Origin of the sequence: Mucilaginibacter rivuli (genome assembly GCF_019391655.1) — a bacterium.
Taxonomy (GTDB): domain Bacteria; phylum Bacteroidota; class Bacteroidia; order Sphingobacteriales; family Sphingobacteriaceae; genus Mucilaginibacter; species Mucilaginibacter rivuli.
Map to the genome: position 1 here is coordinate 98,192 of NZ_JAHXPQ010000003.1, position 23,862 is coordinate 122,053.

General features: G+C 43.2%; 26 protein-coding genes. 13 read left to right on the forward strand and 13 right to left on the reverse strand.

Annotated features, from left to right (window positions below; all coding sequences use genetic code 11):
* Positions 1-4 precede the first annotated feature (4 nt).
* The 5 genes from KXQ82_RS07650 to KXQ82_RS07670 all read left to right on the forward strand — a co-directional run bounded on the left by KXQ82_RS07650 (position 5) and on the right by KXQ82_RS07670 (position 6,085).
* Entirely contained in the window at positions 5-949 is a 945-nt protein-coding gene (locus KXQ82_RS07650) for an MlaD family protein (protein WP_219487595.1), read from the forward strand.
* 29 nt (positions 950-978) lie between these two features.
* A complete protein-coding gene (locus KXQ82_RS07655) occupies positions 979-2,490 on the forward strand; it encodes a sodium:solute symporter (protein WP_219487596.1) in 1,512 nt (503 codons plus the stop codon).
* A gap of 56 nt (positions 2,491-2,546) precedes the next feature.
* Positions 2,547-3,254, forward strand: a complete 708-nt coding sequence (locus KXQ82_RS07660; protein ID WP_219487597.1) for an LOG family protein — start codon at positions 2,547-2,549, stop codon at positions 3,252-3,254.
* Positions 3,255-3,348: 94 nt separating this feature from the next.
* Positions 3,349-4,590 (forward strand): TCR/Tet family MFS transporter, encoded by a 1,242-nt coding sequence (locus KXQ82_RS07665; RefSeq protein WP_219487598.1) that lies wholly within the window; start codon positions 3,349-3,351, stop codon positions 4,588-4,590.
* Between the two features lie 139 nt (positions 4,591-4,729).
* Complete coding sequence (locus tag KXQ82_RS07670; protein WP_219487599.1) at positions 4,730-6,085, forward strand: MATE family efflux transporter; 1,356 nt, start codon at positions 4,730-4,732, stop codon at positions 6,083-6,085.
* Positions 6,086-6,192: 107 nt separating this feature from the next.
* On the opposite strand, the gene KXQ82_RS07675 is transcribed toward KXQ82_RS07670, so the two are convergent.
* The 5 genes from KXQ82_RS07675 to KXQ82_RS07695 all read right to left on the reverse strand — a co-directional run bounded on the left by KXQ82_RS07675 (position 6,193) and on the right by KXQ82_RS07695 (position 9,246).
* The gene (locus tag KXQ82_RS07675; RefSeq protein ID WP_219487600.1) at positions 6,193-7,095 is read right to left on the reverse strand and encodes a histone deacetylase family protein; all 903 of its coding nucleotides are present in this window, start codon (positions 7,093-7,095) and stop codon (positions 6,193-6,195) included.
* A 148-nt stretch (positions 7,096-7,243) separates the two neighbouring features.
* The gene (locus KXQ82_RS07680) at positions 7,244-7,840 is read right to left on the reverse strand and encodes a DNA-3-methyladenine glycosylase (protein ID WP_219487601.1); all 597 of its coding nucleotides are present in this window, start codon (positions 7,838-7,840) and stop codon (positions 7,244-7,246) included.
* Positions 7,837-8,490, reverse strand: a complete 654-nt coding sequence (locus tag KXQ82_RS07685; protein WP_219487602.1) for an alpha/beta hydrolase — start codon at positions 8,488-8,490, stop codon at positions 7,837-7,839. The genes KXQ82_RS07680 and KXQ82_RS07685 overlap by 4 nt, the downstream gene beginning before the upstream one ends.
* Positions 8,484-8,960 carry a free L-methionine (R)-S-oxide reductase MsrC gene (locus tag KXQ82_RS07690; RefSeq protein ID WP_219487603.1) on the reverse strand — a complete coding sequence of 159 codons (477 nt, stop codon included), beginning with the start codon at positions 8,958-8,960 and terminating at the stop codon, positions 8,484-8,486. The genes KXQ82_RS07685 and KXQ82_RS07690 overlap by 7 nt, the downstream gene beginning before the upstream one ends.
* A gap of 106 nt (positions 8,961-9,066) precedes the next feature.
* Positions 9,067-9,246 (reverse strand): hypothetical protein, encoded by a 180-nt coding sequence (locus KXQ82_RS07695; RefSeq protein ID WP_219487604.1) that lies wholly within the window; start codon positions 9,244-9,246, stop codon positions 9,067-9,069.
* 665 nt (positions 9,247-9,911) lie between these two features.
* Between KXQ82_RS07695 and KXQ82_RS07700 the strand changes: the two genes are divergently transcribed.
* On the forward strand, positions 9,912-10,571 hold the full coding sequence (locus tag KXQ82_RS07700) for a DUF3291 domain-containing protein (protein WP_255563516.1): 660 nt from the start codon (positions 9,912-9,914) through the stop codon (positions 10,569-10,571).
* A gap of 16 nt (positions 10,572-10,587) precedes the next feature.
* Positions 10,588-10,836, forward strand: a complete 249-nt coding sequence (locus KXQ82_RS07705; RefSeq protein ID WP_219487606.1) for a hypothetical protein — start codon at positions 10,588-10,590, stop codon at positions 10,834-10,836.
* Positions 10,837-11,381: 545 nt separating this feature from the next.
* Here the strand turns inward: KXQ82_RS07705 and KXQ82_RS07710 are convergent.
* The 4 genes from KXQ82_RS07710 to KXQ82_RS07725 form a co-directional block, all read right to left on the reverse strand.
* Positions 11,382-12,098, reverse strand: a complete 717-nt coding sequence (locus KXQ82_RS07710) for an ABC transporter ATP-binding protein (protein ID WP_219487607.1) — start codon at positions 12,096-12,098, stop codon at positions 11,382-11,384.
* 91 nt (positions 12,099-12,189) lie between these two features.
* The gene (gene gatC, locus KXQ82_RS07715) at positions 12,190-12,477 is read right to left on the reverse strand and encodes an Asp-tRNA(Asn)/Glu-tRNA(Gln) amidotransferase subunit GatC (protein WP_219487608.1); all 288 of its coding nucleotides are present in this window, start codon (positions 12,475-12,477) and stop codon (positions 12,190-12,192) included.
* Positions 12,474-13,205, reverse strand: coding sequence for a lysophospholipid acyltransferase family protein (locus KXQ82_RS07720; protein WP_219487609.1), 732 nt, complete (start codon positions 13,203-13,205; stop codon positions 12,474-12,476). The genes gatC and KXQ82_RS07720 overlap by 4 nt, the downstream gene beginning before the upstream one ends.
* A gap of 53 nt (positions 13,206-13,258) precedes the next feature.
* Positions 13,259-13,981, reverse strand: a complete 723-nt coding sequence (locus tag KXQ82_RS07725) for a lysophospholipid acyltransferase family protein (RefSeq protein WP_219487610.1) — start codon at positions 13,979-13,981, stop codon at positions 13,259-13,261.
* 45 nt (positions 13,982-14,026) lie between these two features.
* On the opposite strand from KXQ82_RS07725, the gene trpS reads away from it, so the two are divergent.
* The 6 genes from trpS (at position 14,027) to yidC (ending at position 21,664) form a co-directional block, all read left to right on the forward strand.
* Positions 14,027-15,022: a tryptophan--tRNA ligase gene (trpS, locus tag KXQ82_RS07730; protein WP_219487611.1), complete on the forward strand. Its 996-nt coding sequence runs from the start codon at positions 14,027-14,029 to the stop codon at positions 15,020-15,022.
* Positions 15,023-15,192: 170 nt separating this feature from the next.
* Positions 15,193-16,533 carry a tetratricopeptide repeat protein gene (locus KXQ82_RS07735; RefSeq protein WP_219487612.1) on the forward strand — a complete coding sequence of 447 codons (1,341 nt, stop codon included), beginning with the start codon at positions 15,193-15,195 and terminating at the stop codon, positions 16,531-16,533.
* Positions 16,534-16,641: 108 nt separating this feature from the next.
* The gene (locus tag KXQ82_RS07740) at positions 16,642-17,256 is read left to right on the forward strand and encodes a deoxynucleoside kinase (RefSeq protein ID WP_219487613.1); all 615 of its coding nucleotides are present in this window, start codon (positions 16,642-16,644) and stop codon (positions 17,254-17,256) included.
* A 3-nt stretch (positions 17,257-17,259) separates the two neighbouring features.
* Positions 17,260-17,994, forward strand: coding sequence for a 3-deoxy-manno-octulosonate cytidylyltransferase (gene kdsB, locus KXQ82_RS07745; RefSeq protein WP_219487614.1), 735 nt, complete (start codon positions 17,260-17,262; stop codon positions 17,992-17,994).
* Between the two features lie 197 nt (positions 17,995-18,191).
* Entirely contained in the window at positions 18,192-19,802 is a 1,611-nt protein-coding gene (gene pyrG, locus KXQ82_RS07750; protein WP_219487615.1) for a CTP synthase, read from the forward strand.
* A gap of 23 nt (positions 19,803-19,825) precedes the next feature.
* Positions 19,826-21,664, forward strand: a complete 1,839-nt coding sequence (gene yidC, locus KXQ82_RS07755) for a membrane protein insertase YidC (protein WP_219487616.1) — start codon at positions 19,826-19,828, stop codon at positions 21,662-21,664.
* Between the two features lie 64 nt (positions 21,665-21,728).
* Here the strand turns inward: yidC and KXQ82_RS07760 are convergent, their stop codons facing one another.
* The 4 genes from KXQ82_RS07760 to KXQ82_RS07775 all read right to left on the reverse strand — a co-directional run bounded on the left by KXQ82_RS07760 (position 21,729) and on the right by KXQ82_RS07775 (position 23,727).
* Positions 21,729-22,178: a hypothetical protein gene (locus tag KXQ82_RS07760; RefSeq protein WP_219487617.1), complete on the reverse strand. Its 450-nt coding sequence runs from the start codon at positions 22,176-22,178 to the stop codon at positions 21,729-21,731.
* Positions 22,179-22,241: 63 nt separating this feature from the next.
* Complete coding sequence (locus tag KXQ82_RS07765) at positions 22,242-22,811, reverse strand: Spy/CpxP family protein refolding chaperone (RefSeq protein WP_219487618.1); 570 nt, start codon at positions 22,809-22,811, stop codon at positions 22,242-22,244.
* Between the two features lie 15 nt (positions 22,812-22,826).
* Positions 22,827-23,165 (reverse strand): hypothetical protein, encoded by a 339-nt coding sequence (locus KXQ82_RS07770; RefSeq protein WP_219487619.1) that lies wholly within the window; start codon positions 23,163-23,165, stop codon positions 22,827-22,829.
* Positions 23,155-23,727: an RNA polymerase sigma factor gene (locus tag KXQ82_RS07775; RefSeq protein WP_219487620.1), complete on the reverse strand. Its 573-nt coding sequence runs from the start codon at positions 23,725-23,727 to the stop codon at positions 23,155-23,157. The genes KXQ82_RS07770 and KXQ82_RS07775 overlap by 11 nt, the downstream gene beginning before the upstream one ends.
* Between the last annotated feature and the right edge of the window lie 135 nt (positions 23,728-23,862).

A 23,862-nucleotide genomic window follows, 5' to 3' on the forward strand; every position in this document is an offset into this window, starting at 1 on the left:
AATCTTGAAAATATCTAACGAAACCAAAATAGGCGCATTAACAGTAATTACCATAGCTATATTAATTTTAGGATACAGCTTTTTAAAAGGTAACGACGTATTCTCATCAGATAATAAATACTACGCTGTCTATAATTCGGTAGAGGGGCTTTCTGTATCAAAACCGGTTATGGTTAACGGCTTCCCTATTGGCCGTGTATCAAACATGACCTTACTGGCCGATGGGCGCACCCTGGCCGAGTTTAAAGTACAATCAAAATACAGTGTGCCTAAAAACACCATAGCCCAACTGGCAAGCACCGACTTACTTGGTGGTAAAGCCATTGTATTTAAATTAGGCGACAGCAAACAGGAAGCCGCTAATAAAGATACTTTATCGGCCTATGTACAGGGTGGTTTGGCCGAAAGCCTGCAGCCCGTACAGAAAAAAGCAGAAGCCATCATTGCTAAAATGGATTCGATACTGACTTCGGTAAACAACATTATGAACCCTAAGTTCCAGAAAAATGTTGACCGCAGCTTTACAAGCATAGCTAATTCATTGCAATCATTAGAAGGCACTACGCAAAAGGTTGATGCCCTTGTTGGCAAGCAAAGCGTCCATATTGATCATATTATGGCTAATGTTGAGGATATTACCACGAACTTAAAAACCACTAATAAGTACCTGACAGGCACGCTATCAAACTTTAATAAAGTGAGCGATGATATCGCAAAATCAAACCTTAAACAAACGTTGGATAATGCAGGTAAGGCCATGGCCGACCTGCAGGCTACTATTGCTAAAATGAACAGCAAAGATGGTTCATTAGGTTTATTGCTGAATGACAAACAGGTGTATAATAACCTGGCTAACTCAACAAACAGCCTGAATGAGTTATTGAAAGACCTGAAAGCCAACCCGAAACGTTATGTGCACTTCTCGGTATTTGGTGGCAAGGATAAGTAATAAACATACTATGTTGTAAGCCCCAAGCAATGTCGCCAGCAGTACTATTATCATTCATTATCGGGTATTTTTTAGTACTGATCGTCATATCATTCCTTACCAGCAGGAAATCATCGGATAACGATACATTTTTTGTAGCCAACCGCAACTCCAAATGGTATTTGGTAGCTTTTGGTATGATAGGTACCGCGCTGAGCGGGGTTACTTTCATATCCGTTCCCGGCAAGGTTGGCGCTCCCACCGGCGATCAGTTCGCTTATTTCCAGTTTGTGTTAGGGAATGCCGCGGGCTTTATTGTGGTAGCATTGGTTTTACTGCCTTTATATTACCGCCTCAAACTCACATCTATATACGGCTATATTGAACAGGCTTTAGGTACCTGGAGCTATAAAACAGCAGCAGGCATATTTTTGATTAGCCGTACCATTGGCTCGGCATTCAGGCTGTATTTGGTGGTGATCGTGTTACAGAGGTTTATTTTTGATAGCTACCATATTCCCTTCGCGGTAACTGTGCTCATTTGTTTGGTGCTCATATGGTCGTACACCTACAAAGGCGGTTTAAAAACCATTATCATTACTGATAGCCTGCAAACATTGTTTTTAGTATCATCGGTTTTCCTGTCCATTTTTTTTATCTGCCGCAGCTTAAATTACAATGTGTTTGAGGCTGCCGACGCGATAAAGAACAGCAGCTATTCCAAAATATTCTTTTTTAATGATTTTGTAAGCAGCAAGTTCCACCTCGGTAAACAGTTTTTGGGCGGCCTGTTCATTACCATTTGTGTTGTAGGATTGGATCAGGACCTGATGCAGAAAAACCTGAGTTGCAAAAACATAGGCGAAGCGCAAAAAAACATGTTCAGCTTTACTTTTGTGTTTGTGCTTATCAACATCTTTTTTTTAAGTGTGGGCGCGCTGCTTTACATATACGCCGCAAAAAATGGTGTGGTAGTGGCCAAAACAGATTACCTGTACCCTACCATCGCTTTAAATTATTTGGGGCTTATACCTGCTATTGTTTTTATGCTTGGCCTTACCGCTGCCACATTTGCAACTACCGACTCGGCCTTAACCGCCTTAACCACATCATTTTGTGTTGATTTTTTAAACTTTAACAAAAGCACCGACATCAACAGCAAAAAAATGGTGAGTGCCCGGCATATCGTACACATCGCCTTTTCGGGATTGATGTTTTTGGTGATCATTATTTTTAACCAGATTAATAATGATGCCATTGTTACCGCTATTTTTAAAGTAGCATCATACACCTACGGGCCTTTGCTGGGCCTGTACTGCTTTGGCTTGTTTGTAAGCAAACGGCAGGTATTGGATAAGGCCGTACCATTTATCTGTTTAATATCCCCGGCGGTATGCTACTATTTAAGTGCAAACTCTAAAACATTATTAGGCGGATATGCTTTTGATAATGAACTGATAATAGTGAACGGCTTAATTACGTTTATTGGCTTATGGTTAACATCATCCAAAAAAATGGAAGATGGAAAAGGTAAGATGGAAGATGGAAACTACGCACATTAAAAACATCTTCCGTCTTACATCAAAAAACATATATTTGTTCCCTTTAATAAAATTTTATGACTGGTGAAGATAAAATAAGACAGGCATTCGAGAATAAAAACTGGCAGGAAATTAAGGTTACCGATAGCTGGCAGATATTTAAAATAATGGCCGAGTTTGTTGACGGATTTGAAAAGATGGCCAAAATAGGCCCCTGCGTTTCTATATTTGGTTCGGCACGTACAAAACGAGATAACCCACACTATAAAACATCAGAAGATTGCGCCCGTTTGTTAACCGAGCGTGGTTACGGTGTAATATCAGGCGGTGGCCCCGGAATTATGGAAGCTGCCAACAAAGGCGCTTACGAGGCCGGCGGTAAATCGGTAGGATTGAATATTGAGTTGCCCTTTGAACAGTTTCACAATCCGTATATCGATCGCGATAAGCTGATGGAATTTGATTACTTCTTCGTTCGCAAAGTAATGTTCATGAAATATTCACAGGGCTTTATCATCCTTCCGGGTGGTTTTGGTACCATGGATGAGTCCTTCGAGGCGATCACCCTGATACAAACCGGTAAAATAGCCCGCTTCCCGATAGTTTTTGTGGGAACAGAATACTGGGGCGGCCTGTTTAAATGGGTAGAAGAAACCATGCTGCATGGCGAACACAACATCAGCGCCGACGACCTTAACCTGTACCGTTTGGTAGATACCGCCGAAGAAGCTGTGGAACACATCTTCCGTTTCTACGACAAATATGTACTGAAACCGAATTTTTAAAACGTTGTACTTATATGGAAGCCTCCTGTGTACAGGGGGCTTTTTTTATGAACAATTAACACTATATCAATCTATTTCTTTTTATTTTGTAATTATGGAAACTACCACTAAACCCAAACGCCCTGCCGCTTTAGGATTTATTTTTGTAACGCTGCTGATAGACATTATCGGTTTCGGTGTTATTATACCGGTGTTTCCGTCGTTAATACAAGGGCTGCTGCATTGCGATTTAAGCGTTGCAGGGCGCTATGGTGGTTACCTGATGTTTGCCTACGCGAGTATGCAGTTCTTCTTTTCGCCGTTAATTGGTAACCTGAGTGATAAATACGGTCGCCGGCCAGTATTGTTAACCTCCTTGTTAGGTTTTGGTATCGATTATTTATTCCTGGCCTTTGCGCCAAGCATATGGTGGCTGTTTTTGGGCCGCATTATTGCCGGTATTACAGGTGCCAGTTTTACTACTGCCACCGCTTACATTGCCGATGTGAGCACCGACGAAAACCGGGCGCAAAACTTCGGTATCGTTGGGATGGCCTTTGGTATGGGCTTTATCATAGGCCCGTTTTTAGGTGGTATTTTAGGCGACATCTCGCTGAAACTCCCGTTTTTTGTAGCGGCCGGGCTTGCTTTGTTAAACGCCCTTTACGGCTTTTTTGTACTGCCCGAATCGCTGAGTAAAGAAAACCGACGTGAGTTTGATATCAAGAGGGCTAACCCTTTTAAAACAGTATCCAATTTAAAAAGATATCCTGCCGTTGCCGGTCTTATCATTTCATTGATCCTGATTTACCTGGCATCTCACTCTGTGCAAAGCACCTGGACCTATGTTACCATTGAGAAATTTAACTGGAGCAAAAAGATGATAGGCTATTCGCTGGTAATGATAGGTGCTTTGGTGGGCCTTGTTCAGGGCTTGCTCATTCGGGTAACCATTCCCAAATTAGGTAAAAATAAAAGCGTTGTTTTGGGTTTGCTGCTGTACAGTGCAGGTTTGTTGCTCTACACCTTTGCCAGCCAAACCTGGATGATGTTTGCCTTTTCTATCCCTTATTGCCTTGGCGGGATAGCCGGGCCGGCGTTACAGGGTATTATTACAGGCGAGGTACCATCAAACGAGCAGGGTGAGTTACAGGGCGGCCTGACCAGCCTGATCAGTGTGACCTCTATTTTCGGTCCGCTTATCATGACTAATCTTTTCTCCTATTTCAGCGGCAAATCGGCACCTATATATTTCCCGGGTGCGCCGTTTTTAATGGGTGCGCTATTGATGCTGGTGAGCGCCATATTTGCTGTAAAAAACTTCAAAAAGGAAAAAAAGCAACCGGCAGAAGCCTAAAGCACTCAAATATTTAACAATTTTAACGTAAGGTATTTATTTACCTTGCGACTAAGCCGCTATAAACTTAACAAAGCCGTAAGCTACAGGTAATTGCCCGCAGGCACATTATCAATAACTTTGTACACCTAATATCCAAATGAAACGCATCTACACCAAATATAAAGCCCACTACCGCGATAACTTAAACCTGGCCATACCGGTTATGATATCGCAAATTGGCCACATGCTGGTACAATTGTCGGATAGTGTGATTGTTGGGCACTGGGCCGGTACTATCCCCCTGGCCGCTGTTGCATTGGCCAACGCGGTGTTCATCATTATACTGGTAACCGGGTTGGGTATCTCCTATGCTATTACTCCGCTTATCGCGCAACAGAACAGCCAGGAAAACTACAGTGAATGTGGCCGTTTGTTGAGCAACAGCTTACTTATTAATATCATTACCGCGGTATTGTTGTTCCTGTTTGTGTATTTGGGTTCGATGTATATACTGGATCATTTACACCAGTCGCCGGCAGTAGTTGAGCAGGCCAAGCTATTTTTACCCCTGCTGTCCATATCCATTATCCCATTAATGATATTCAACACCTTCAAGCAATTTGCCGAAGGACTGGGTTTTACCAAACAAGCCATGAAGATCTCCATCTGGGGTAACGTGATCAATATTTGCCTGGGTATCACCTTTGTAAAGGGTTTATTTGGAATAACATCATTGGGTATCCGTGGTGTGGGCTACAGCACGCTGATAGACCGCTGTATCATGGCTGTTGTCATGTCGGTCTATGTGTTACGATCAAAGCGATTCAAAAAATACCTTACCGACTTCAGCACCAACAGCATCGACCGCGCCCGCAGCTGGAAACTTTTAAAAATGGGCGCGCCTGTTGCCATGCAATATACTTTCGAGGTAAGCGCTTTCGCGGGAGCGGCGTTTATTATCGGCTCCATCAGCCCGGTGCAGGAAGCTGCGCACCAGATCGCTTTAACATTGGCATCATGTACCTATATGCTGTCGATGGGTGTGTCCGCGGCAGCGGCAATCAAATCGGGTAATAATTTTGGTGTGAGCAATTTTGACGAACTGCGTAAGTCGGCCATATCAAGTTATCATATCGTATTGGTAATGATGTGCATTACGGCGCTTATGTTTACTTTTTTTAATAACTGGCTACCGTATATGTTTACCACTGATGAGCACGTGATCGTGTTCGCGGCGCAGTTGCTGATATTGGCGGCGTTCTTCCAATTATTCGACGGTACACAGGTAGTTGGCTTGGGCATACTGCGTGGCATGGGCGATGTTAAAATACCTACTGCCATCACCTTTGTGGCTTATTGGGTAATTGGCATCCCGGTAGGTTATTACTTCGGCATTAAGCAAAACTTGGGCGCTGTGGGGGTTTGGTATGGACTGGTGTTGGGTTTGATGGTGGCTTCGGTGTTTTTGTTTATGAGGTTTAATGGGTTGAGCAAAAGAAATCAGCTGATCTAACAAACGCGTCATTGCGAGGAACGACGCAATCCTAAACTATTTATTCGCGCTTGCAAGTTGCCTAAATACCTATCGAAGATTGCTTCGTTCCTCGCAATGACGTAATTTTAAAAATAAACATCCATTGCCGCCTTAAACGTATTCACATGCGCGTCTACAATGTCTTTAACATGAGGTGAGTACCCGCCGCCCATGCTAACCTGAACGGGGATATCGTTCGCAAGACATTGTTCAAAAACAAATGTGTCTCGTGCCTTGCAGGCTTCTTTGCTCAGCTTAAGGCGACCCAGTTTATCGGTAGCTAAAACATCTACCCCGGCTAAATAGAATATAAAATCAGGTCTTTCGCTGGCGATGAGTTTGGGTAGGGTATCTTTTAGAATAGAAAGATAGGCTTCATCTTCCATCCCATCCGGCAAGGGCACATCCAGGCTTGAGCGTTCTTTCCTTGCCGGGAAATTATGCTCGCCATGCATGGAGAAGGTAAATACCCTGTCCTCATGTTCAAAGATCTCGGCCGTGCCGTTGCCCTGGTGCACATCTAAATCCACAATTAAGATAGAACAGGCTAATTTATTTGATAACAAATAGTTAGCAGCTATAGCCTGATCGTTCAGTAAACAAAAACCCTCGCCCCAGTTGCTGCCTGCATGGTGTGTGCCCCCGGCGGCGTTGAAGGCGATCTTGTTTTTAAAAGCATACAAAGCACCGTCTATTGTACCTTTAGAAATTCGTCGTGATCGCTGTACCAGTCTCGCCGATAAGGGGAAACCTATGCGCCGGATTTCCTGTGGCGACAGCGTCAAATCACGCAGGTGATGCCAATAAGCATCATTGTGTGTAAGCAGGATGATATACTCATCTACCATTTCGGGCGAGAACAGGTTTTCTTCGGTAATAATGCCTTCGTGCAGCAATTGCTGTGGTATCAACTCATACTTCAGCATCGGGAACCGGTGGCCCTCGGGTAAAGGATGGGCGTATATGGGGTCGAAGGCGATTTTGAGCATTACTTATAAAATTAATAAAAGCTTGGGATTGTGCGATTCCCCTCTTGAGAGGGGTGTAGGGGTGTGTCTTGCTTGCGGACGAACACACCCCCTGCCACTACAATACCCAACGCGCCCCCTCTCAAGAGGGGAATTAAAAGCCATTTACTTACTTCTTCTTTGCAAATGGGCTTCCCTTCACATAAAACCGATATGGCAACAAGGCATCCTCTTTTGCGTAAGCAACACCAATTCGGGGTGCGGCTAACACTTCTTCATCGGTAAAGGAAAGTCCTCTATCCTCAATCCATATCACATCGCCGCTAAGGCTATTACCGTTCATCAGGCGCGATATTCCGAGCGCTTTGGCTACACTGCCCGGCCCGTTGGTAATAACAGGCTTAAAAACGCTTAAATTGCGCCGCTCCATCATCACATCAATTCCTTCAGTTGGTACAATGCCTCGGATGAGCACCGCGTGGGGCTGGCCTTCAACCGAAGTCACCACATTGAACATTTCATGAATGCCATAGCACAGGTACACGTAGGCCACGCCGCCTTGCATGTACATGGTTTTGGTGCGGTTGGTCTGGCGGTTTCCATAAGCGTGCGATGCCTTATCTACAATACCATTATAAGCCTCTGCTTCAACAATATAACCACCAGTAGTTATACCATCAATACAGGTAAATAAATACTTACCCAACAGGTTACGGGTAATGCTCAGCACATCATCGTGTGTGTAAAATTCCAAAGGAAGCTTCATTTACTGAGCACCTCCCTTACTATCGGGCTGATCTGCTTGCTCCGGTTAAACACCATCATATGATCTCCACCGCGTATAACGATAGCGTACTTTATCCTTTTGTAATTGAACACTTTATCGGCATCACCTATCAGGTGCGTTATGTTGGGTGGGACAATGGTATTGTCCCAGTTCAGGCTCGCACCAATCGACCATTTTAAAAATGTTGGCGATGTATTTTTGAGCATGGAGTAAAACAGGTCGGCATGGATACCGGCCATTTTGCCCATAACGGGTTTAAATAAAAAGCTTGCCTTAATCATAAACTCACCACTTAACAATTTGTACATGGGTATTGATTTGAAAAAGTTATAATAAGCCGGCGCCTCGGCGGGCGATTTGATACTGGAGATGAGGATGACGTGTTTCAATTCGAGCTGTTTGGCAATTTCGGTCGCCATCATCCCGCCAAGGGAAACACCGATAACGCTATCGCCTGCTTTAATACTGAACTGCCGGATGAGCCTGGTAGCATAAGTAGCCAATGTATCATCATGTTGCGGCTCGATCCAAATCACAGGAATGGCTTCAAAACCCGACAGATCGAGGTGCCTGAACAAGCGCTCATCGGCACCCATGCCCGAAATAAGGAATACTTTAGGGATTACCATTTAATGAGCCTTACAATCTCTTCGAGGTATTTGGCATCGGTATCATCAAACTGATCCAACGCTTCGCTATCTACATCCAACACGCCCATTACCTGCTGGTTATGAAACAAAGGAACAACAATTTCTGACCGGGAAAGCGAGCTACAGGCAATATGCCCCGGGAAGGCTTCTACATCCGGCACTACCAAGGTTGTAGCCTGCGCCCATGATGAGCCGCATACGCCCCTGCCCTTTGCAATACGTGTACAGGCCACCGGCCCCTGGAACGGGCCAAGTACCAACTCATCCTGTTTCACCATGTAAAAGCCTACCCAAAACCAGCCGAATTGCTCCTTTAAAGCTGCCGCAATGTTGGCCAGATTGGCTACCAGGTCGGGTTCGCCATCTAACAGTGCTGTTATTTGTGGGATAAGTGACGTGTATTGCTCTGCTTTACTTGCAGAGCGGATGATGGTTAAGTCTTCTGCCATGAGTCAAAGTTATGAAATGTATTGTTGCGGGCTAGTTATGCGAAAGTAAAAAACACAAAAGCCTGTTAAAAAATCTTAACAGGCTTGAGCAATCAAAAGATGTTTTCTAACGGCCACTTTTATTCTTAGTTGCATCTACTAAAACAAAACTTGAATTTGGTTTCGCAGTTGGCGGCATTAAATGACCTTTAGGTACTGTGACCTCTTTGATAAATCCGCCCCTTGGGCCCTTCTCTTCATACTGACCAGACTTCGGTGCTGGTTGACCTGACTTTAAATTTTTCATTTTTTTATTTTAAAGATACAAAATATAACTCATATTTTTAGTATTTACCAAGTATTATTAAACGATACTTACTAACAATAATAGCACTTTTCCACATTTATACCTGAGTGGCTAATTTTGTATTTAGATTTGGTTGTCGGAAGACTAATTCGCCTTTTGTTGTAGTGTTGAAAAGGCAATAGTATAGCGGATGATACCGAAAAAAAAACAGCACTTTAAAAGTTTACCAACTATCGATCCGAGATATGTGCGAGCAATGCCAATGTCCCTACGTAAGTAGAGTGCAACTCGCGACCTGCAAGAGCGAAAGCTGTTAGGAAAGATAGGCCAAAATAAAATGACCGTTGTTATACGTTTCATCTTGGGAAATCCAAGTCAGGGGTTTTGGAAGAGTAAGCTAAAGTTCGAGCCAAAATTTTTGCCGTTTTTTATTTTCAGACCATTTTTTTGTTGGTTTTATAAAAACGACTCTCTCTTTTTGGTTCAGTACTTACTAAATCACTGCGTTCAAAGAGGCTGGCTTTGCTGCTAACCCCCTTGCAGGGATAAAGGACATGCTATGCTAAATCGTATCAAATAATGATGATTCTGCTCAATTATCACATTTAATCTTTTATTTCGCTTTAATGATCGTCAGCCTCACTATAGTCAGATACCGCAAAGCAATGATACCCTTTGCCTTATTGGCGATGGCCATACACCGATGGCCCATGCTGTGGCGGCAAGGCTGCTCCTTTTGGAAATTGTTGGGCTGCGGACATAACGGCACTTTTGACCTGCAGCCCGACTGGCAGCAATGGGGCCTGTTAGCCGTTTGGGATGAGCGGGAAGACTTCGACAGGTTTTACAGCAAATCATTTGTGAGCAAATGGTGGGCAACCTACGCCACCGAACAATGGACGATACTATTAGAGCCCCTGCAAAGCCACGGCCGCTGGAATGGCAAAGAGCCTTTTGGCAAACCAAACATCAGCACTTACACTGGTCCCGTTGCTGTACTCACGCGGGCCACAATACGCTTCAACAAACTGAAGAACTTTTGGAGCAATGTTGACGAAGTAGCAAACATCATGGCCGCCGCGCCCGGGTATATCACTTCGGTGGGTATTGGCGAGGCGCCGGTTTACAGGCAGGCCACCTTTTCGGTTTGGGAGAGCGCCGACGCAGTAAAAAACTTTGCCTACAACACACCCGAACATGCCGAAGTGATCCGAAAAACGCGCCAGGAAAACTGGTATAGCGAAGAGCTTTTTGCCCGCTTTAAACCTTTAGAAACATGGGGTACTTTGAACGGTAAAAACCCGCTTAAAAACATCCTTAAATAATCACCATTTTTATACCATGAGAATAGTAGCCGAACTACCCAATCCTGATTTCAAAATTACCATTATGAGCATGAACCAAAAGTTCATTATCAAATTGGAGCAAGGCTCGCTGGAGCAAATTTTCAAAGTCCCCGAGATGGATCTTACCGATGGTGTGAACAGCGTATTCGAGTTGCTTGATGAAGAATTTTTGAAGACCGTAGCTGCCCGTTTTTTGGAAATGCGTAAGGATTGGAAGGACACTTACTTCAGATACAATTACTGATTTAAAAAAACATCGCAAATAATTAAATATCAATTAGTTAAATACTTAAAATCATTCAAACAGAATTTTATTTGGCGATAATTGAGGATTTTGGTTGTGATTTTTGATTGAGATAATCTTATAGTTTATATAAATTTCATAATAAATTGTAAATTAATAATTTATATAAGTTAACAAAATTATATTTTGCCAGGCAAAAAGCCTTAAAATTACCGGATTTGAAGCTTTGACCCATCAAACCCGTTTTTAAATGTAGCATCTTTAAACTGAAAAAATCAAAGGTTTTTTTGAAGAAAATACACTCATTGAAGGGGTGTAAACAAGCGTTACATTTTTGAGATTTTGTATACAGGAACACGCTCCTACTCTACAGTGTACTTAAAGAAAAACACCAATCCTATTTTTGAAATGGCCAACTAAAGCTGGCATAACTCCCCTACCTAACCGACACTAAATTACAGGTCAAAATCAGCCTTTGAGCATCGTGTAATTACACCTCAAAAACCATTAATAAGACAACAGAAAGTCAATGATTTTTCACCCTTTTACAAGGCCATATCCTTGCTGGTATGGATGTCGATATTCAGGTAATCTTTCTCAATCAAACCATCGCGCATACGCACGATTCGGTGGGCATGTAAGGCGATATCTTCTTCGTGGGTAACCAGTATAATGGTATTGCCTTTGGCGTGGATATCTTCCATCAGGCCCATAATTTCGATGGAGGTTTTGGTATCCAGGTTACCGGTAGGCTCATCGGCCAGGATGATGGACGGGTTATTAATTAATGCCCTTGCCACGGCCACACGCTGGCGCTGTCCGCCCGAAAGTTCGTTAGGCTTGTGATCTACCCTATTGCCTAAACCAACGTTTTCAAGCGCTTTACGTGAACGCTCAATGCGCACCTGCTTTTTAACGCCCGCGTATATCAGCGGTAAGCCAACATTATCCAAAGCGGTATTACGGGGCAATAAGTTAAAGGTTTGAAAAACGAAGCCGATCTCTTTGTTACGCACTTCGGCCAGCTGGCTGTCGGTCATCTGGCTTACGTTGGTACCGTTCAGGATGTAATCGCCTTTGGTTGGGGTATCCAAACAACCCAGAATATTCATTAAAGTGGACTTACCCGAGCCTGAAGGGCCCATTAAAGCTACAAACTCGCCTTTGTTAATGGTTAACGATACCGACTTGAGCGCGTGAATAACCTCGGCACCGATAACATATTTACGACCTATATCTTTAATGGTAATTAATGGCTCCATCCGTTTTTCTTTGTTTGACTATCGAAAGATACAGAATGTTACACGGGAAAGGAAATAACCTTTTCAGTCCCCCGTCAGGGAGTTAGAGGGCTTACCCTATCACCTTCGCCACCTTAAAATAATCAGCATCATGCTTAGGCGCATTAGATAATGCTTCTTCATGCGTAATTTCCTGTTTCAGCACGTCCTCACGGAAGTTATTCACCGTATCGGTCATATAAACCAATGGCTCAACGCCGGTGGTATCCACCTCGTTCAGCTTTGCCATAAAATCGAGTATTTTACCCATATCGCCCATTAACTCTTCGCGCTCGGTATCGGTAACTTCAAGGCGTGCCAGGTGGGCTATTTTGTCTACGGTGTCTTTATCTATTTTCATGCAGAGGCAAATTTAGTATTTATCAGGTTATAAACCTCATCTTTTAGCATATCGGCATCAGCAATGGTCAGGTGCGCGGTTTCTATCGGTTTATGGATAAAAATATCACTCACACCTGGTCGGCTGCCCAGCTTAAAACCGCTGTCCCACAACACATGCCATGTATTAAGCGATGTTATGGGGATAATGGGTATCTTCAATTCTATAGCCAAACGGAAAGGCCCGTTCTTAAACTCATGCAGTATGGGCGGGTACTCATCTCCTATTTTTCCTTCCGGGAAGATGATGAGCGTACGGCCCTGCTTTAAATTCTCCTCCGCCTTTTTAAATGCGCGGAATGACGACATTTTACTATCCCGGTCAACCGGGATATCAACCGTTTTTAAAAACACGGCAAAACAAGGGTTATCCAGCAGTTCGGCTTTGCTTATAAAGTGATAATCGCCTTTAACAGCGATGGTCATCGACAAGATATCGAGGTTTGATGTATGGTTGGGGCAAATAATATAGGTTTTACTCCAATCTATCGGCTCTTCCTCCTTTACCCTGAAAAAGAAACCGGATAGTGTAGCGCTGATGTGACAGCAAATACGGCGTATCTTATTCAGCGTTTTGTACCGTGATGGCTTACGCGAAAAATAATAAATAAATGGAGAGAAAAGCGCCAGGGCTATAACCGCTGTAAAAATGTAATAGTAATTGTGTAACCGGCGTAAATAAAGCAGCATTAAATAACAGGGTTTAGTTTGCTTAATATACGCAAATGCATCAGTTTATAGTTTTAGCTGCTCAGGCGCTCGTTCATCAGGTTAAATACACAGTCGCGCAGGTCGTCGGCATCATCAAGGGTGAGATGGTCGGTTTCTACCACCTTATGCACATGCAGTTTGCACGAACCTGGCGTACTGCCCATAACGAGGCCGGTATCCCACAATACCCTCCAGGTGTCTTTTGATGTGATGGGGATAATGGGGATCTTCAATTCAATAGCCAGCCTGAACGGCCCATTCTTAAACTCGTTCAATACCGGTGGGTAATCTTTAGGTATTTTGCCTTCGGGGAATATTATGACACTCATACCACTTTGTAAACGTTCGCCCGCCTTTTTAAACGCCCTGAATGACGATATTTTACTCTCGCGGTTCACCGGGATGTCGATGGTTTTGAAGAAAATACCCAATGCAGGGTTACGCACAAACTCTTCTTTACCAATAAAGCAAAAGTTATTTTTCATCATTAGGGTCACACCGGTAATATCAAGGCTGGAGCTGTGGTTGGGGCAAATAATGTAGGGGCGGCTCCAATCTATGGGTTCTTCAAATTCATAGGTATAGCGTATGCCTGCAATACTCGAGCTTAGCCAACCGCATAGTTTACGCACCTTGTTCATAGCAGGGTAACGGCTTGCTTTACGCGATAAAAACCAAAGTACAGGGTAAAATATATAGATAAATGTAGCTACGCTGTAACGGTAAAAGCGGGCATGAAGTTTTCTGAAAAACATTTTCATCGGCATCAAAAATATAAAAAATACTTACTTTCGCCCAATATGGAAACTGTTGTTAGTGGTATCCGGTCAACCGGAAAGTTACATTTAGGAAATTACTACGGAGCTATTCAAAACTTCGTAAAAATGCAGAACGAGTATAACTGTTATTTTTTTATTGCCGACTGGCACTCACTAACCACACACCCTACCCCTGCTGATTTGCACGATAACGTTAAGCAAGTTTTGGTGGAGTACCTGGCAACAGGCATTGATCCTGAAAAGGCAACCATATACGTACAATCAGACGTGCCGGAAATTACCGAGCTATACCTTTACCTGAACATGAACGCCTACATGGGCGAACTGGAACGTGCCACTTCATTTAAAGATAAGGTACGCGCCAACCCTGATAATGTAAACGCCGGCCTGCTTACTTACCCGGTATTAATGGCTGCCGATATTTTGATACACAAAGCCACAAAAGTACCTGTAGGTAAAGACCAGGAACAGCACCTTGAAATGGCGCGCACTTTTGGCAACCGCTTTAACCGTTTATATGATAACGAATACTTCCCCGAACCATACGCTTTTAGCGCAGGTAAAAGCCTGGTTAAAATACCGGGGCTTGACGGTAAGGGCAAAATGGGAAAATCGGAGGGTGAAGCTAATGCCGTTTATTTATCAGACAGCCCTGAGGTTATCCGTAAAAAAGTAATGAAGGCATTAACCGACGGCGGGCCAACAACCGAAAACCAGGAAAAACCCGACTATATACAAAACCTGTTCGACCTGATGAAAGTGGTATCCACCCCGGATACCCTGTCACATTTTGATGAGCTATACAATAAAATGCAGATCCGTTACGGCGACTTTAAAAAGCAGTTGGCCGAAGACATGATCATTACCACCGCCCCTATGCGTGATAAGATAGAAGCCATTGCCGCCGATAGCGATTACCTGCGTAAAGTTGCACGCCTGGGTGCCGATAAAGCCTGTGAAAGCGCAGCCAAAACAATAAAAGAGGTAAGGGAAATCATTGGCTTCAGGCGGTTTTAAAATCCGCCTTACCCCAAAAGGAGGAGTTTTGTAGCCACTATGTTACACAGTTTGTAATTTATACAAGAAAATGTAACTATATTGCATAAGTTTTTTTCATTGAAATTAACCTCTACCTTCTACCTATGTGTTCTACCCTAAACCGACTGTTGTGCAGTTTCTGTATGCTTATGCTCGTTGTATCCTGCAGGCAGCCCCCTGCGCCGGCCGAGGCTACATCATCTTATAAACACACAATAGATAGTTTAATAATTAAAGGGCGCAGATCACAAAACAAACATATTGATTCCCTGCTGGTCATTTCGGCGCAGCTTTCAAACATAGCCGCACGTGGCGACAAAAGCGCCCTTGTCTATTCAGAACTATTCAAATCCCAATATTACTGGCTGTCATCTGATCATGAAAAATCGATGGAGTTGGTACTCAAATGCCTTGCCGATGCCGAAAAATGGGATGTAAAAGAGATATACCCTGATATTTACATTACCATGGGTAACCTGCACAAAGAAAGCGCTAACTATAAAATGGCTTTTGAGGCGAGCGATAAAGGCCTTAACTGGGCGCAGGCTAATAAAGATACATCGGCTATAATTGCGGTGCTGGCATTAAAGGCCATGTTTACGCATAGCTTTTGGTTGTACAACCATGATAAAACCCAAACCGATAGCTCAATAAATTTACAGTTTGCGGCCTTGAAAATAGCCGAATCGGGCCAGAAGTACGAAAGGATGCGTACACGATTTTATGATAACATAGCGCAATATTATCTTGACCATAAGGATTATAAACAAGCTATTTTTTATGGTGATAAGGGTGTTGCCATGGCCTTAAAGTATAATCAGCAACGCTCATTAACCTACAGCTATTGCTGGCTGGGCCAGGCCTGGTATTTTAGTGGCGATAAACAAAAAGGGTTGGATTACCTTAACAAGTCGCTCATACTTTCAAAAAACCTTAAAGAGCCCTACCGTGTAATGGAAATATATGGCCACATGTATGATTGCTATTACTCGGCCGCCGATTACAAGGCCGCTATTGATATGCAGGCAAAATCCGAGCATGTAAAAGATTCTATACGCGGCAGCATCAACGTAAAACAAATAAGCGAGCTGCAGATAAAATACGAATCGGCTAAAAAAGACCAGGCCATATCACTGCTCGGGCATAACGATACTGTTAAAAACCGTTTAATAATAGCGGTATTGGGTTGCAGTATGCTATTTATAGCCTTCTCGGTTATTCTGTTTTTACAATATCGTGTAATTAGCCGTAACAACCACATCATTACGCAAAGCAACGAGAAAAAACATAAGGCACTCCAAAACATTGCCCATATACAGGCACATGAGTTAAGAAAACCCCTCGCATCAATAATGGGACTTGTTAACGTGATAAAAATAAGCGAGTATGAATTTGATAAAGAGCTGATAACTAAGCTCGAAGAATCGGCAAAAGAACTTGACGAGAAGATACACGCTGTACTTTACCAGGTTGATAAAGAAACCCATTAAGTTGTACTTGTTCCGAAATTTATTTTTTGGCCACGCATTTTAAAAAGATTCGCTATATATTGCAGCCTGATTAATGACGACTATCAACCACAACTTCATAAATAGATTATGCACATAGCCATTGTAGGAAACATTGGTGCGGGTAAAACCACACTAACTGAATTATTAGCCAAAAATTACGGCTGGGAGCCTTTATATGAAGCGGTTGACCATAACCCCTACCTCGAAGATTTTTACAGCGACATGAAACGCTGGAGCTTTAACCTCCAGATCTACTTTTTAAATAACCGATTTCAGCAAATAGTTGAGATACAAAAAGGCACACGTAATATTATACAAGACAGGACGATTTACGAAGACGCTTTCATTTTCGCTGAAAACCTGCACGATATGGGTTTGATGACTACCCGCGATTATGAGAACTATCGCGCCATATTTGATAACATCACAGCTTTCATCAAGCCACCGGATCTGTTGATCTATCTTAAGGCATCCGTACCTACCCTGGTAAATAACATACAACGCCGTGGCCGCGAATATGAAAGCGGTATCAGGTTAGATTACTTATCCAAACTAAACGATAAATACCAGAAATGGATTGATGGTTATAAACTGGGTAAGCTATTGATATTGGATAAAGATGTATTGGATTTTACCAATAACCCCGAAGACCTGGGTAATATCATCAACAAGATCGAGGTGGAGATAAATGGCTTGTTTTAACAGATGAAAGTACTTGGCATTATTCCCGCCCGCTATGCCTCTACCCGTTTCCCGGGAAAGCCATTGGTTGATATCGGTGGTAAAAGCATGATACAGCGCGTTTACGAACAGGCTAAAAAATGCACAGCGTTAAGCGATGTTTTTGTCGCGACGGATGATGAGCGCATTTTTAACCATGTGCAGCAATTTGGCGGCAAAGCGGTAATCACCTCCGATACCCACCAAAGCGGAACCGACCGCTGCGCCGAAGTAGCCCAAAAGCACCCTGAATACAACATCATTATCAATATACAGGGTGATGAGCCTTTTATTGACCCGGAGCAGATAGCCAAAGTGATCAGTTGTTTTGATGAGACAGGCACACAACTGGCTACCCTTATCAAAAAGATCAACACTACCGAAGAACTGTATAACCTGAGTTCGCCAAAGGTGATCGTTAATAAACTATCAGAAGCTATATATTTTTCCCGCTCAGCCATCCCCCATGTACGTGGCGAGGAGCCGCAGCGCTGGCTGTATCACAACACCTATTACAAACACATTGGTATTTACGGCTACCGTGCCGATATTTTGCAGCAAGTAACCCAACTACCCGTATCATCACTCGAAAAAGCAGAAAGCCTGGAGCAGCTACGCTGGATAGAAAATGGCTATCGCATTAAAGTTGCCGAAACCGACCTAGAAACATCGGCAATTGATACACCTGAAGATCTGGAAAAGCTGATAAAGAGTTTATAACTCCGGCCTGCCAATTAAATGGTTGATTTCAGGTACTAAAAAATCATTCATTCAATCACTCAGTAAATCAATCATTAACATCTAACAAAATCAATTTTCTCAACAAATTGGGCAAAACTCAGTATTTTTCTTACCTTTGAATCCCGTACACAAACATTTGGTTTCTTCGTTTTTGAAGCCCAAATCCATAAAAACATATGACTAAATATATTTTTGTTACGGGTGGCGTTACCTCGTCGTTAGGAAAAGGTATTATTTCTGCCTCTTTAGCTAAGCTGCTCCAGGCCCGCGGTTACCGGGTAACCATCCAAAAGTTCGACCCTTATATCAACATCGATCCGGGAACGTTAAATCCCTACGAACACGGCGAATGCTTTGTTACCGAAGATGGCGCTGAAACCGACTTGGACCTTGGCCACTATGAGCGCTTTTTGAACACCCCGACATCAAAAGCCAACAACATTACTACCGGCCGTATTTACCAGAACGTAATTAACCGTGAGCGCGAAGGTGCCTTTTTAGGTAAAACCGTACAGGTAGTACCCCACATTACCGATGAGATAAAACGCAACGTACGCATACTGGGCGAAACAGGCGACTATGATATCGTGATCACCGAAATTGGCGGTACCGTTGGCGATATCGAATCGTTACCATTCATTGAGGCTGTGCGCCAGTTCCGCTGGGAATTGGGTCAGAATGATTCATTGGTGATACACTTAACCCTTATCCCCTTTCTTGCTGCCGCAGGCGAGCTGAAAACCAAGCCAACACAGCACTCGGTAAAAATGTTATTGGAGTACGGTATACAACCCGATATTTTGGTTTGCCGTACAGAACACCACATTAATGCCGACATCCGTAAAAAGATCGCGTTATTTTGTAACGTAAATATCAACGCGGTAATCGAATCAATAGACGCGTCTACCATATACGACGTACCGTTGCTGATGTTGAAGGAACAATTAGATAAAACAGTATTAAGCAAGCTAAAGCTGCCAACCAAGCAAGAGCCCGTGCTGGATAACTGGAAAGACTTTTTGGGTCGCCTTAAAAACCCTACTGCCGAGATCAGGATTGGTTTGATAGGTAAATATGTAGAGCTACCCGATGCTTATAAATCAATCATCGAATCGTTCATCCACGCGGGTGCTAAAAACGAGTGTAAGGTTAAGGTAGAAAGTATCCAATCAGATTCGCTTACGCCCGATAATGCAGTTGAGCGCTTAAAAGGCCTGCATGGCGTATTGGTTGCACCGGGCTTTGGTATACGTGGTATAGAAGGTAAAATAGAAACCATTAAATACGTTCGCGAAAACAACATACCTTTCTTTGGCATTTGCCTGGGTATGCAGTGTGCCGTTGTTGAGTACGGCCGTAATGTACTGGGCCTGAAAGGCGCGCACAGCACCGAAATGGACCCTGAAACGCCATACCCGGTTATCGGCATGATGGAAGACCAGAAGAACATTACACAAATGGGCGGCACCATGCGCCTTGGCTCGTACGCTTGTGATCTGAAAAAAGGCAGTAAGGCTGCCGCCATATACGGCAAATCGCAGATCACGGAAAGGCACCGCCACCGTTATGAGTTTAACAACACGTACCGCAAACAATACGAAGCGGCAGGTCTTATCCCATCGGGTATAAACCCTGAAAATGACCTTGTTGAGATTGTTGAACTAAAAAACCACCCGTTTTTTGTAGGCGCTCAATTTCACCCCGAATTAAAATCAACGGTTGCTAATCCGCATCCACTTTTTGTTAACTTTGTGGCCGCTGCTCTGGCCTATAGCCGTAAAAATTAGTAGCAGATAGTTATTTTAAGATAATGGATAGAAATACGTACACAGGATTTTTCCTGATATTGCTTATTCTGGTAGGGTTCTCTTTTTGGATGAACAACGGAAATAAAGAAGAATTAGCAAAACAAAGAAAACAACACCTAACCGATTCGGTAAGAAGAGCCGACTCATTAAAACAGATCAAGCTTTCGGCCAAATTTGCTGCCGATACCACAAAAAAGGGCGTCGTAGTTGATTCGGCATTATTAAAAGCTCCATTTGGTGTAGCAACGGTAGGTACCGAGCAATTGGTTACTGTTGAGAACAAGGATGTTCGCATGATCGTGTCAACATTAGGTGGCCGCATCAAATCATTAGAGTTAAAAAACTTTAAAACATTTGATGGCAAACCGCTGATACAATTTAACGGTCCTCAAAACCACTTCGGTTTAAAATTTGCGGCAGCCGGTAAACCAATTAACACCAATAACTATTACTTTAAGCCAAGCGCAGGCGCATTGGTTGCTAACGGTGCCGATTCAACCATTACTTTTCGTTTAAGCTATAGCCCTACACAGTATATTGATTATATATACTCATTAAAAGCAAGCGGGTATAACGTTGGCTTATCCATTAAACTTACAGGCCTTGAGCAGGTTGTACCTAATACGGGCTTAAACCTGAGCTGGCAGGCAAGTTTACTGAAGACAGAAAAAGATATGTCGCAGGAGCGTTTATATTCTACAGTGTACTTTAAAAATACATTGGAAGAAGTAAATGAGCTAAGCACCGGTAAAGACGATACTATTGAAGTGAAAGATAAATCCATGCAATGGATTTCCTTCAAACAACACTTTTTCTCCAATGTGCTGATCTATAAAGATGGCTTTAAAAGCTCAAACCTAAAGGTTAGCGTTGATGAAAAATCGACCACCGAGGTTAAACAAATGCTGGCATCGGTACAGTTACCTGCTAACACCACGGGCGTTTACCCCTTCGAGTTTTACTTTGGGCCAAACTCATTTGATGTTTTAAAAGCACAACCTTACCAACTGGTTAAACAAATAGATTTTGGCTGGGGGCCGCTTAAATTCATCAACCGTTACGCGGTACTGTATGTTTGGGATTTCCTGAAATCATCCGGTTGGAATTATGGTATCATCATCTTGCTGCTTACACTGGCGCTTAAATTGGTATTATCGCCGCTTACCTACAAATCTTACCTGTCAATGGCTAAGATGCGTGTAATGAAGCCTGAAATTGACGAGATAAAAGCTAAAGTTGGCGAAGATAACCCTACACTGTTGCAACAGGAAACTATGAAGCTTTACAAAAAGGCTGGCGTTAATCCGCTGGGGGGTTGTTTACCAATGGTATTGCAGTTACCTATCGTATTCGCGTTCCTGCGTTTCTTCCCGGCTTTATTTGAGCTACGCGGCGAAAGCTTTTTATGGATGAAAGATCTGTCAACTTATGATGATGTGATCAAATTTGGCACAACCATACCTTTCCTTGGTGATCACTTAAGTTTAATGTGCTTGCTGATGACCATTTCAACATTCATTTATACTTACTTTAACAACCAGATATCGGGTGTTACCGGGCAAATGAAATACATTGGCTACATTACGCCGGTTATTTTTATCGTTGTGCTTAACAAATATCCATCGGGCTTAAATTACTATTACTTTTTAGCCAACATGATGACCTTTGCACAGCAATACATCATCCGCCTGATGGTTGATGATAGTAAGATACATGCCCAGCTTCAGGAAAACAAAAAGAAGCCTGAAGACAAAACCAAAAAGAAATCGGGCTTTGCCGACCGTATGGAACAATACATGCGCGATCAGCAAAAACAAGTTCCGGCTTCAAAAAAGAAATAACAAGTTACTTAGCTAAAAAAAACGATGGACCTTTTCAGGTCCATCGTTTTTTTTGTGATATAGTTTATGGTTTATTAGGGGCTGGTGGTGGCGGCCCTTGCTGACCGGGCGGATGCGGCGGGCGCATCGTTTTTTCTATCTCCTTGTATTTGGTAAACTGCGCCGGCGTTAAGGCTTTCTTTATCGATGCATCGCGTATCGCCGAAAGGCTATCTGCTTTTTTCTTTGTACCCGGCGGCATTGGCGGCGGCGGTGGCGGCAATTTCATTTTTCCACGTATCTTCTGCATTTCCGAAAAAAATGCCTGGTAAGCAGTTGATACCTTTGCGGCCTGGGCTTTACTCAGCGTCAGATCCTTTTCCAGTTTAGCTGCAACCTCTTTTGAATGTTCTTCGGGCGACCGTGGCGGCCCCTGTGGCCTGCCCTCTCCTGCCGGCGGCGGTTGTTGCTGCGCATTGGCTACGCAAGCTGCAAGCATCAAGCCGGATAACATCATCCTGATCTTTGTTTTCATAATTAATTAGTTTGGGTTTTATATATAAGATGCCATCCCGCGTCAAAACCTGCGCCGGTTTTATTATTGTTGTGGCGGTGGTGGCGGTAGCCTGTCGCCCTGTGGTGGCGGCATACCTCCTCCCGGCCCTCCTTCAGCATCAGGCGGCCCCTGTGGCCTTCCGCCCGGTGGCGGCGGTCCCATCATGCGCATTACCTGTTTTATACAGTTATCCATTTTTATCTTTTGCTCCGGCGTACACATGGCCCTCACTTGTTTAAAGTGGTTAAAGGTTTGTACATCCAGGTCTTTCTCCAATTTGCCTATGGTTGAGGACGCAGCATCAATAGTAGCTGCCGAAACCGTAGTATCGCTTAACTCATCAAAAAAGCTATCCTTGGCAATGTGCAGCTGATCACGTATATCGCGCACACGCTGTTGATGTTGCCTCACCAGTTCCAGATACCGGGCCTGCTGGCTTGCAGTAAAGCCCACCTGTTTAATAATAAAGGACGAAGCATTACCATTTCCTTGTGTATTACCAGCCTCTGATAGTTTAATATTATGTATTTTGTAATACCAAAATACACCGAGCGTGATGATGTTTGCCGCAACCAGCACAACTAATACAATACCTAAATACCTGCTTTTCATACTTACCCTCTTTTATTAATTTGCATATACCGATGTGCTGTTCAAATTATACTCTGTAGCAAAGCTCTGCGCATCCGATGAGTTGCTTTGCGTTTTTGATGGCGACATCACACCCTTAATGGCAACAACATTTAGCACTAAAAAAAGCACCAGTACACTAATGCCAATTACAGGTTTACTGAGAAATTTTAGTCCACGGCTAATTACCGAGCTCTGCTCCTTTTCCATCCGGCTAATAAGGCGGGTATAAAAGTATGGTGGGGCCTCGGCCCTTTTTATATTGTTGAGGCTGTTTAAAGTAGCCTCAATGTTTTTTTCTAATTTACTATCTGTTGCATTCATTTCATTGCTCATTAGTGTAAAAATCCTCTAATAGTTTACGCAGGTTTTGCTTGGCGCGATGCATGTACGATTCTACCGCCCCAACGCTCGCTCCCATTATTTCGGCTACCTCCTGGTAGGTTTGATCTTCTATTTTTATCAGTAAAAATGCCACTTTCTGATTTTCAGGTAATTTATCAATAGCCCTGAACAATATTGCTGATCGTTCTTTATTTTCCATTAACACGCCCGGGTGTATAAAATCAGGCGGATCGGTCAGTACTTCATTATTTATCCCGAAAAGGCTGGTCACCACCGCAAAGCGCTTTTTACGTTGTTTACGTCGTTGCCAGTCCAGCGCCTTGGTTATGGTAATACGGTAAAGCCATGTTGATAGTTTTGACTCGCCTTTAAACTGATCTATCGACTCATAAACCTGCATAAATACCTCCTGGGCAACATCTTCGGCTTCTTCCTGAACGTGAATGATACCAAGGGCTGTACTAAAAACCATGTGCTGAAAACTGTCAACCAAAGCTGAAAATGCAGCCTGTTGCCTGCTTTTTAACCCTTCAACCAATAGCTGTTCAACCAAACCCGGAGTATTATTTATGTTATTTGACGATAGCCGTTGCTAAAACCTGCGCAGCATTTAAATAAAATTTAAATTACTGAAAAATCTGATCACTATGATGTATTAACTATAATATAAATGTGCCGCAAGTCGTTT

Coding starts and splice junctions, on each gene's coding strand:
- KXQ82_RS07655 (WP_219487596.1), top strand. CDS start 979: ATGTCGCCAGCAGTACTATTATCATTCATTATCGGGTATTTTTTAGTA.
- KXQ82_RS07660 (WP_219487597.1), top strand. CDS start 2,547: ATGACTGGTGAAGATAAAATAAGACAGGCATTCGAGAATAAAAACTGG.
- KXQ82_RS07665 (WP_219487598.1), top strand. CDS start 3,349: ATGGAAACTACCACTAAACCCAAACGCCCTGCCGCTTTAGGATTTATT.
- KXQ82_RS07670 (WP_219487599.1), top strand. CDS start 4,730: ATGAAACGCATCTACACCAAATATAAAGCCCACTACCGCGATAACTTA.
- KXQ82_RS07675 (WP_219487600.1), bottom strand. CDS start 7,095: ATGCTCAAAATCGCCTTCGACCCCATATACGCCCATCCTTTACCCGAG.
- KXQ82_RS07680 (WP_219487601.1), bottom strand. CDS start 7,840: ATGAAGCTTCCTTTGGAATTTTACACACACGATGATGTGCTGAGCATT.
- KXQ82_RS07685 (WP_219487602.1), bottom strand. CDS start 8,490: ATGGTAATCCCTAAAGTATTCCTTATTTCGGGCATGGGTGCCGATGAG.
- KXQ82_RS07690 (WP_219487603.1), bottom strand. CDS start 8,960: ATGGCAGAAGACTTAACCATCATCCGCTCTGCAAGTAAAGCAGAGCAA.
- KXQ82_RS07695 (WP_219487604.1), bottom strand. CDS start 9,246: ATGAAAAATTTAAAGTCAGGTCAACCAGCACCGAAGTCTGGTCAGTAT.
- KXQ82_RS07700 (WP_255563516.1), top strand. CDS start 9,912: ATGATACCCTTTGCCTTATTGGCGATGGCCATACACCGATGGCCCATG.
- KXQ82_RS07705 (WP_219487606.1), top strand. CDS start 10,588: ATGAGAATAGTAGCCGAACTACCCAATCCTGATTTCAAAATTACCATT.
- KXQ82_RS07710 (WP_219487607.1), bottom strand. CDS start 12,098: ATGGAGCCATTAATTACCATTAAAGATATAGGTCGTAAATATGTTATC.
- gatC (WP_219487608.1), bottom strand. CDS start 12,477: ATGAAAATAGATAAAGACACCGTAGACAAAATAGCCCACCTGGCACGC.
- KXQ82_RS07720 (WP_219487609.1), bottom strand. CDS start 13,205: ATGCTGCTTTATTTACGCCGGTTACACAATTACTATTACATTTTTACA.
- KXQ82_RS07725 (WP_219487610.1), bottom strand. CDS start 13,981: ATGTTTTTCAGAAAACTTCATGCCCGCTTTTACCGTTACAGCGTAGCT.
- trpS (WP_219487611.1), top strand. CDS start 14,027: ATGGAAACTGTTGTTAGTGGTATCCGGTCAACCGGAAAGTTACATTTA.
- KXQ82_RS07735 (WP_219487612.1), top strand. CDS start 15,193: ATGCTCGTTGTATCCTGCAGGCAGCCCCCTGCGCCGGCCGAGGCTACA.
- KXQ82_RS07740 (WP_219487613.1), top strand. CDS start 16,642: ATGCACATAGCCATTGTAGGAAACATTGGTGCGGGTAAAACCACACTA.
- kdsB (WP_219487614.1), top strand. CDS start 17,260: ATGAAAGTACTTGGCATTATTCCCGCCCGCTATGCCTCTACCCGTTTC.
- pyrG (WP_219487615.1), top strand. CDS start 18,192: ATGACTAAATATATTTTTGTTACGGGTGGCGTTACCTCGTCGTTAGGA.
- yidC (WP_219487616.1), top strand. CDS start 19,826: ATGGATAGAAATACGTACACAGGATTTTTCCTGATATTGCTTATTCTG.
- KXQ82_RS07760 (WP_219487617.1), bottom strand. CDS start 22,178: ATGAAAACAAAGATCAGGATGATGTTATCCGGCTTGATGCTTGCAGCT.
- KXQ82_RS07765 (WP_219487618.1), bottom strand. CDS start 22,811: ATGAAAAGCAGGTATTTAGGTATTGTATTAGTTGTGCTGGTTGCGGCA.
- KXQ82_RS07770 (WP_219487619.1), bottom strand. CDS start 23,165: ATGAGCAATGAAATGAATGCAACAGATAGTAAATTAGAAAAAAACATT.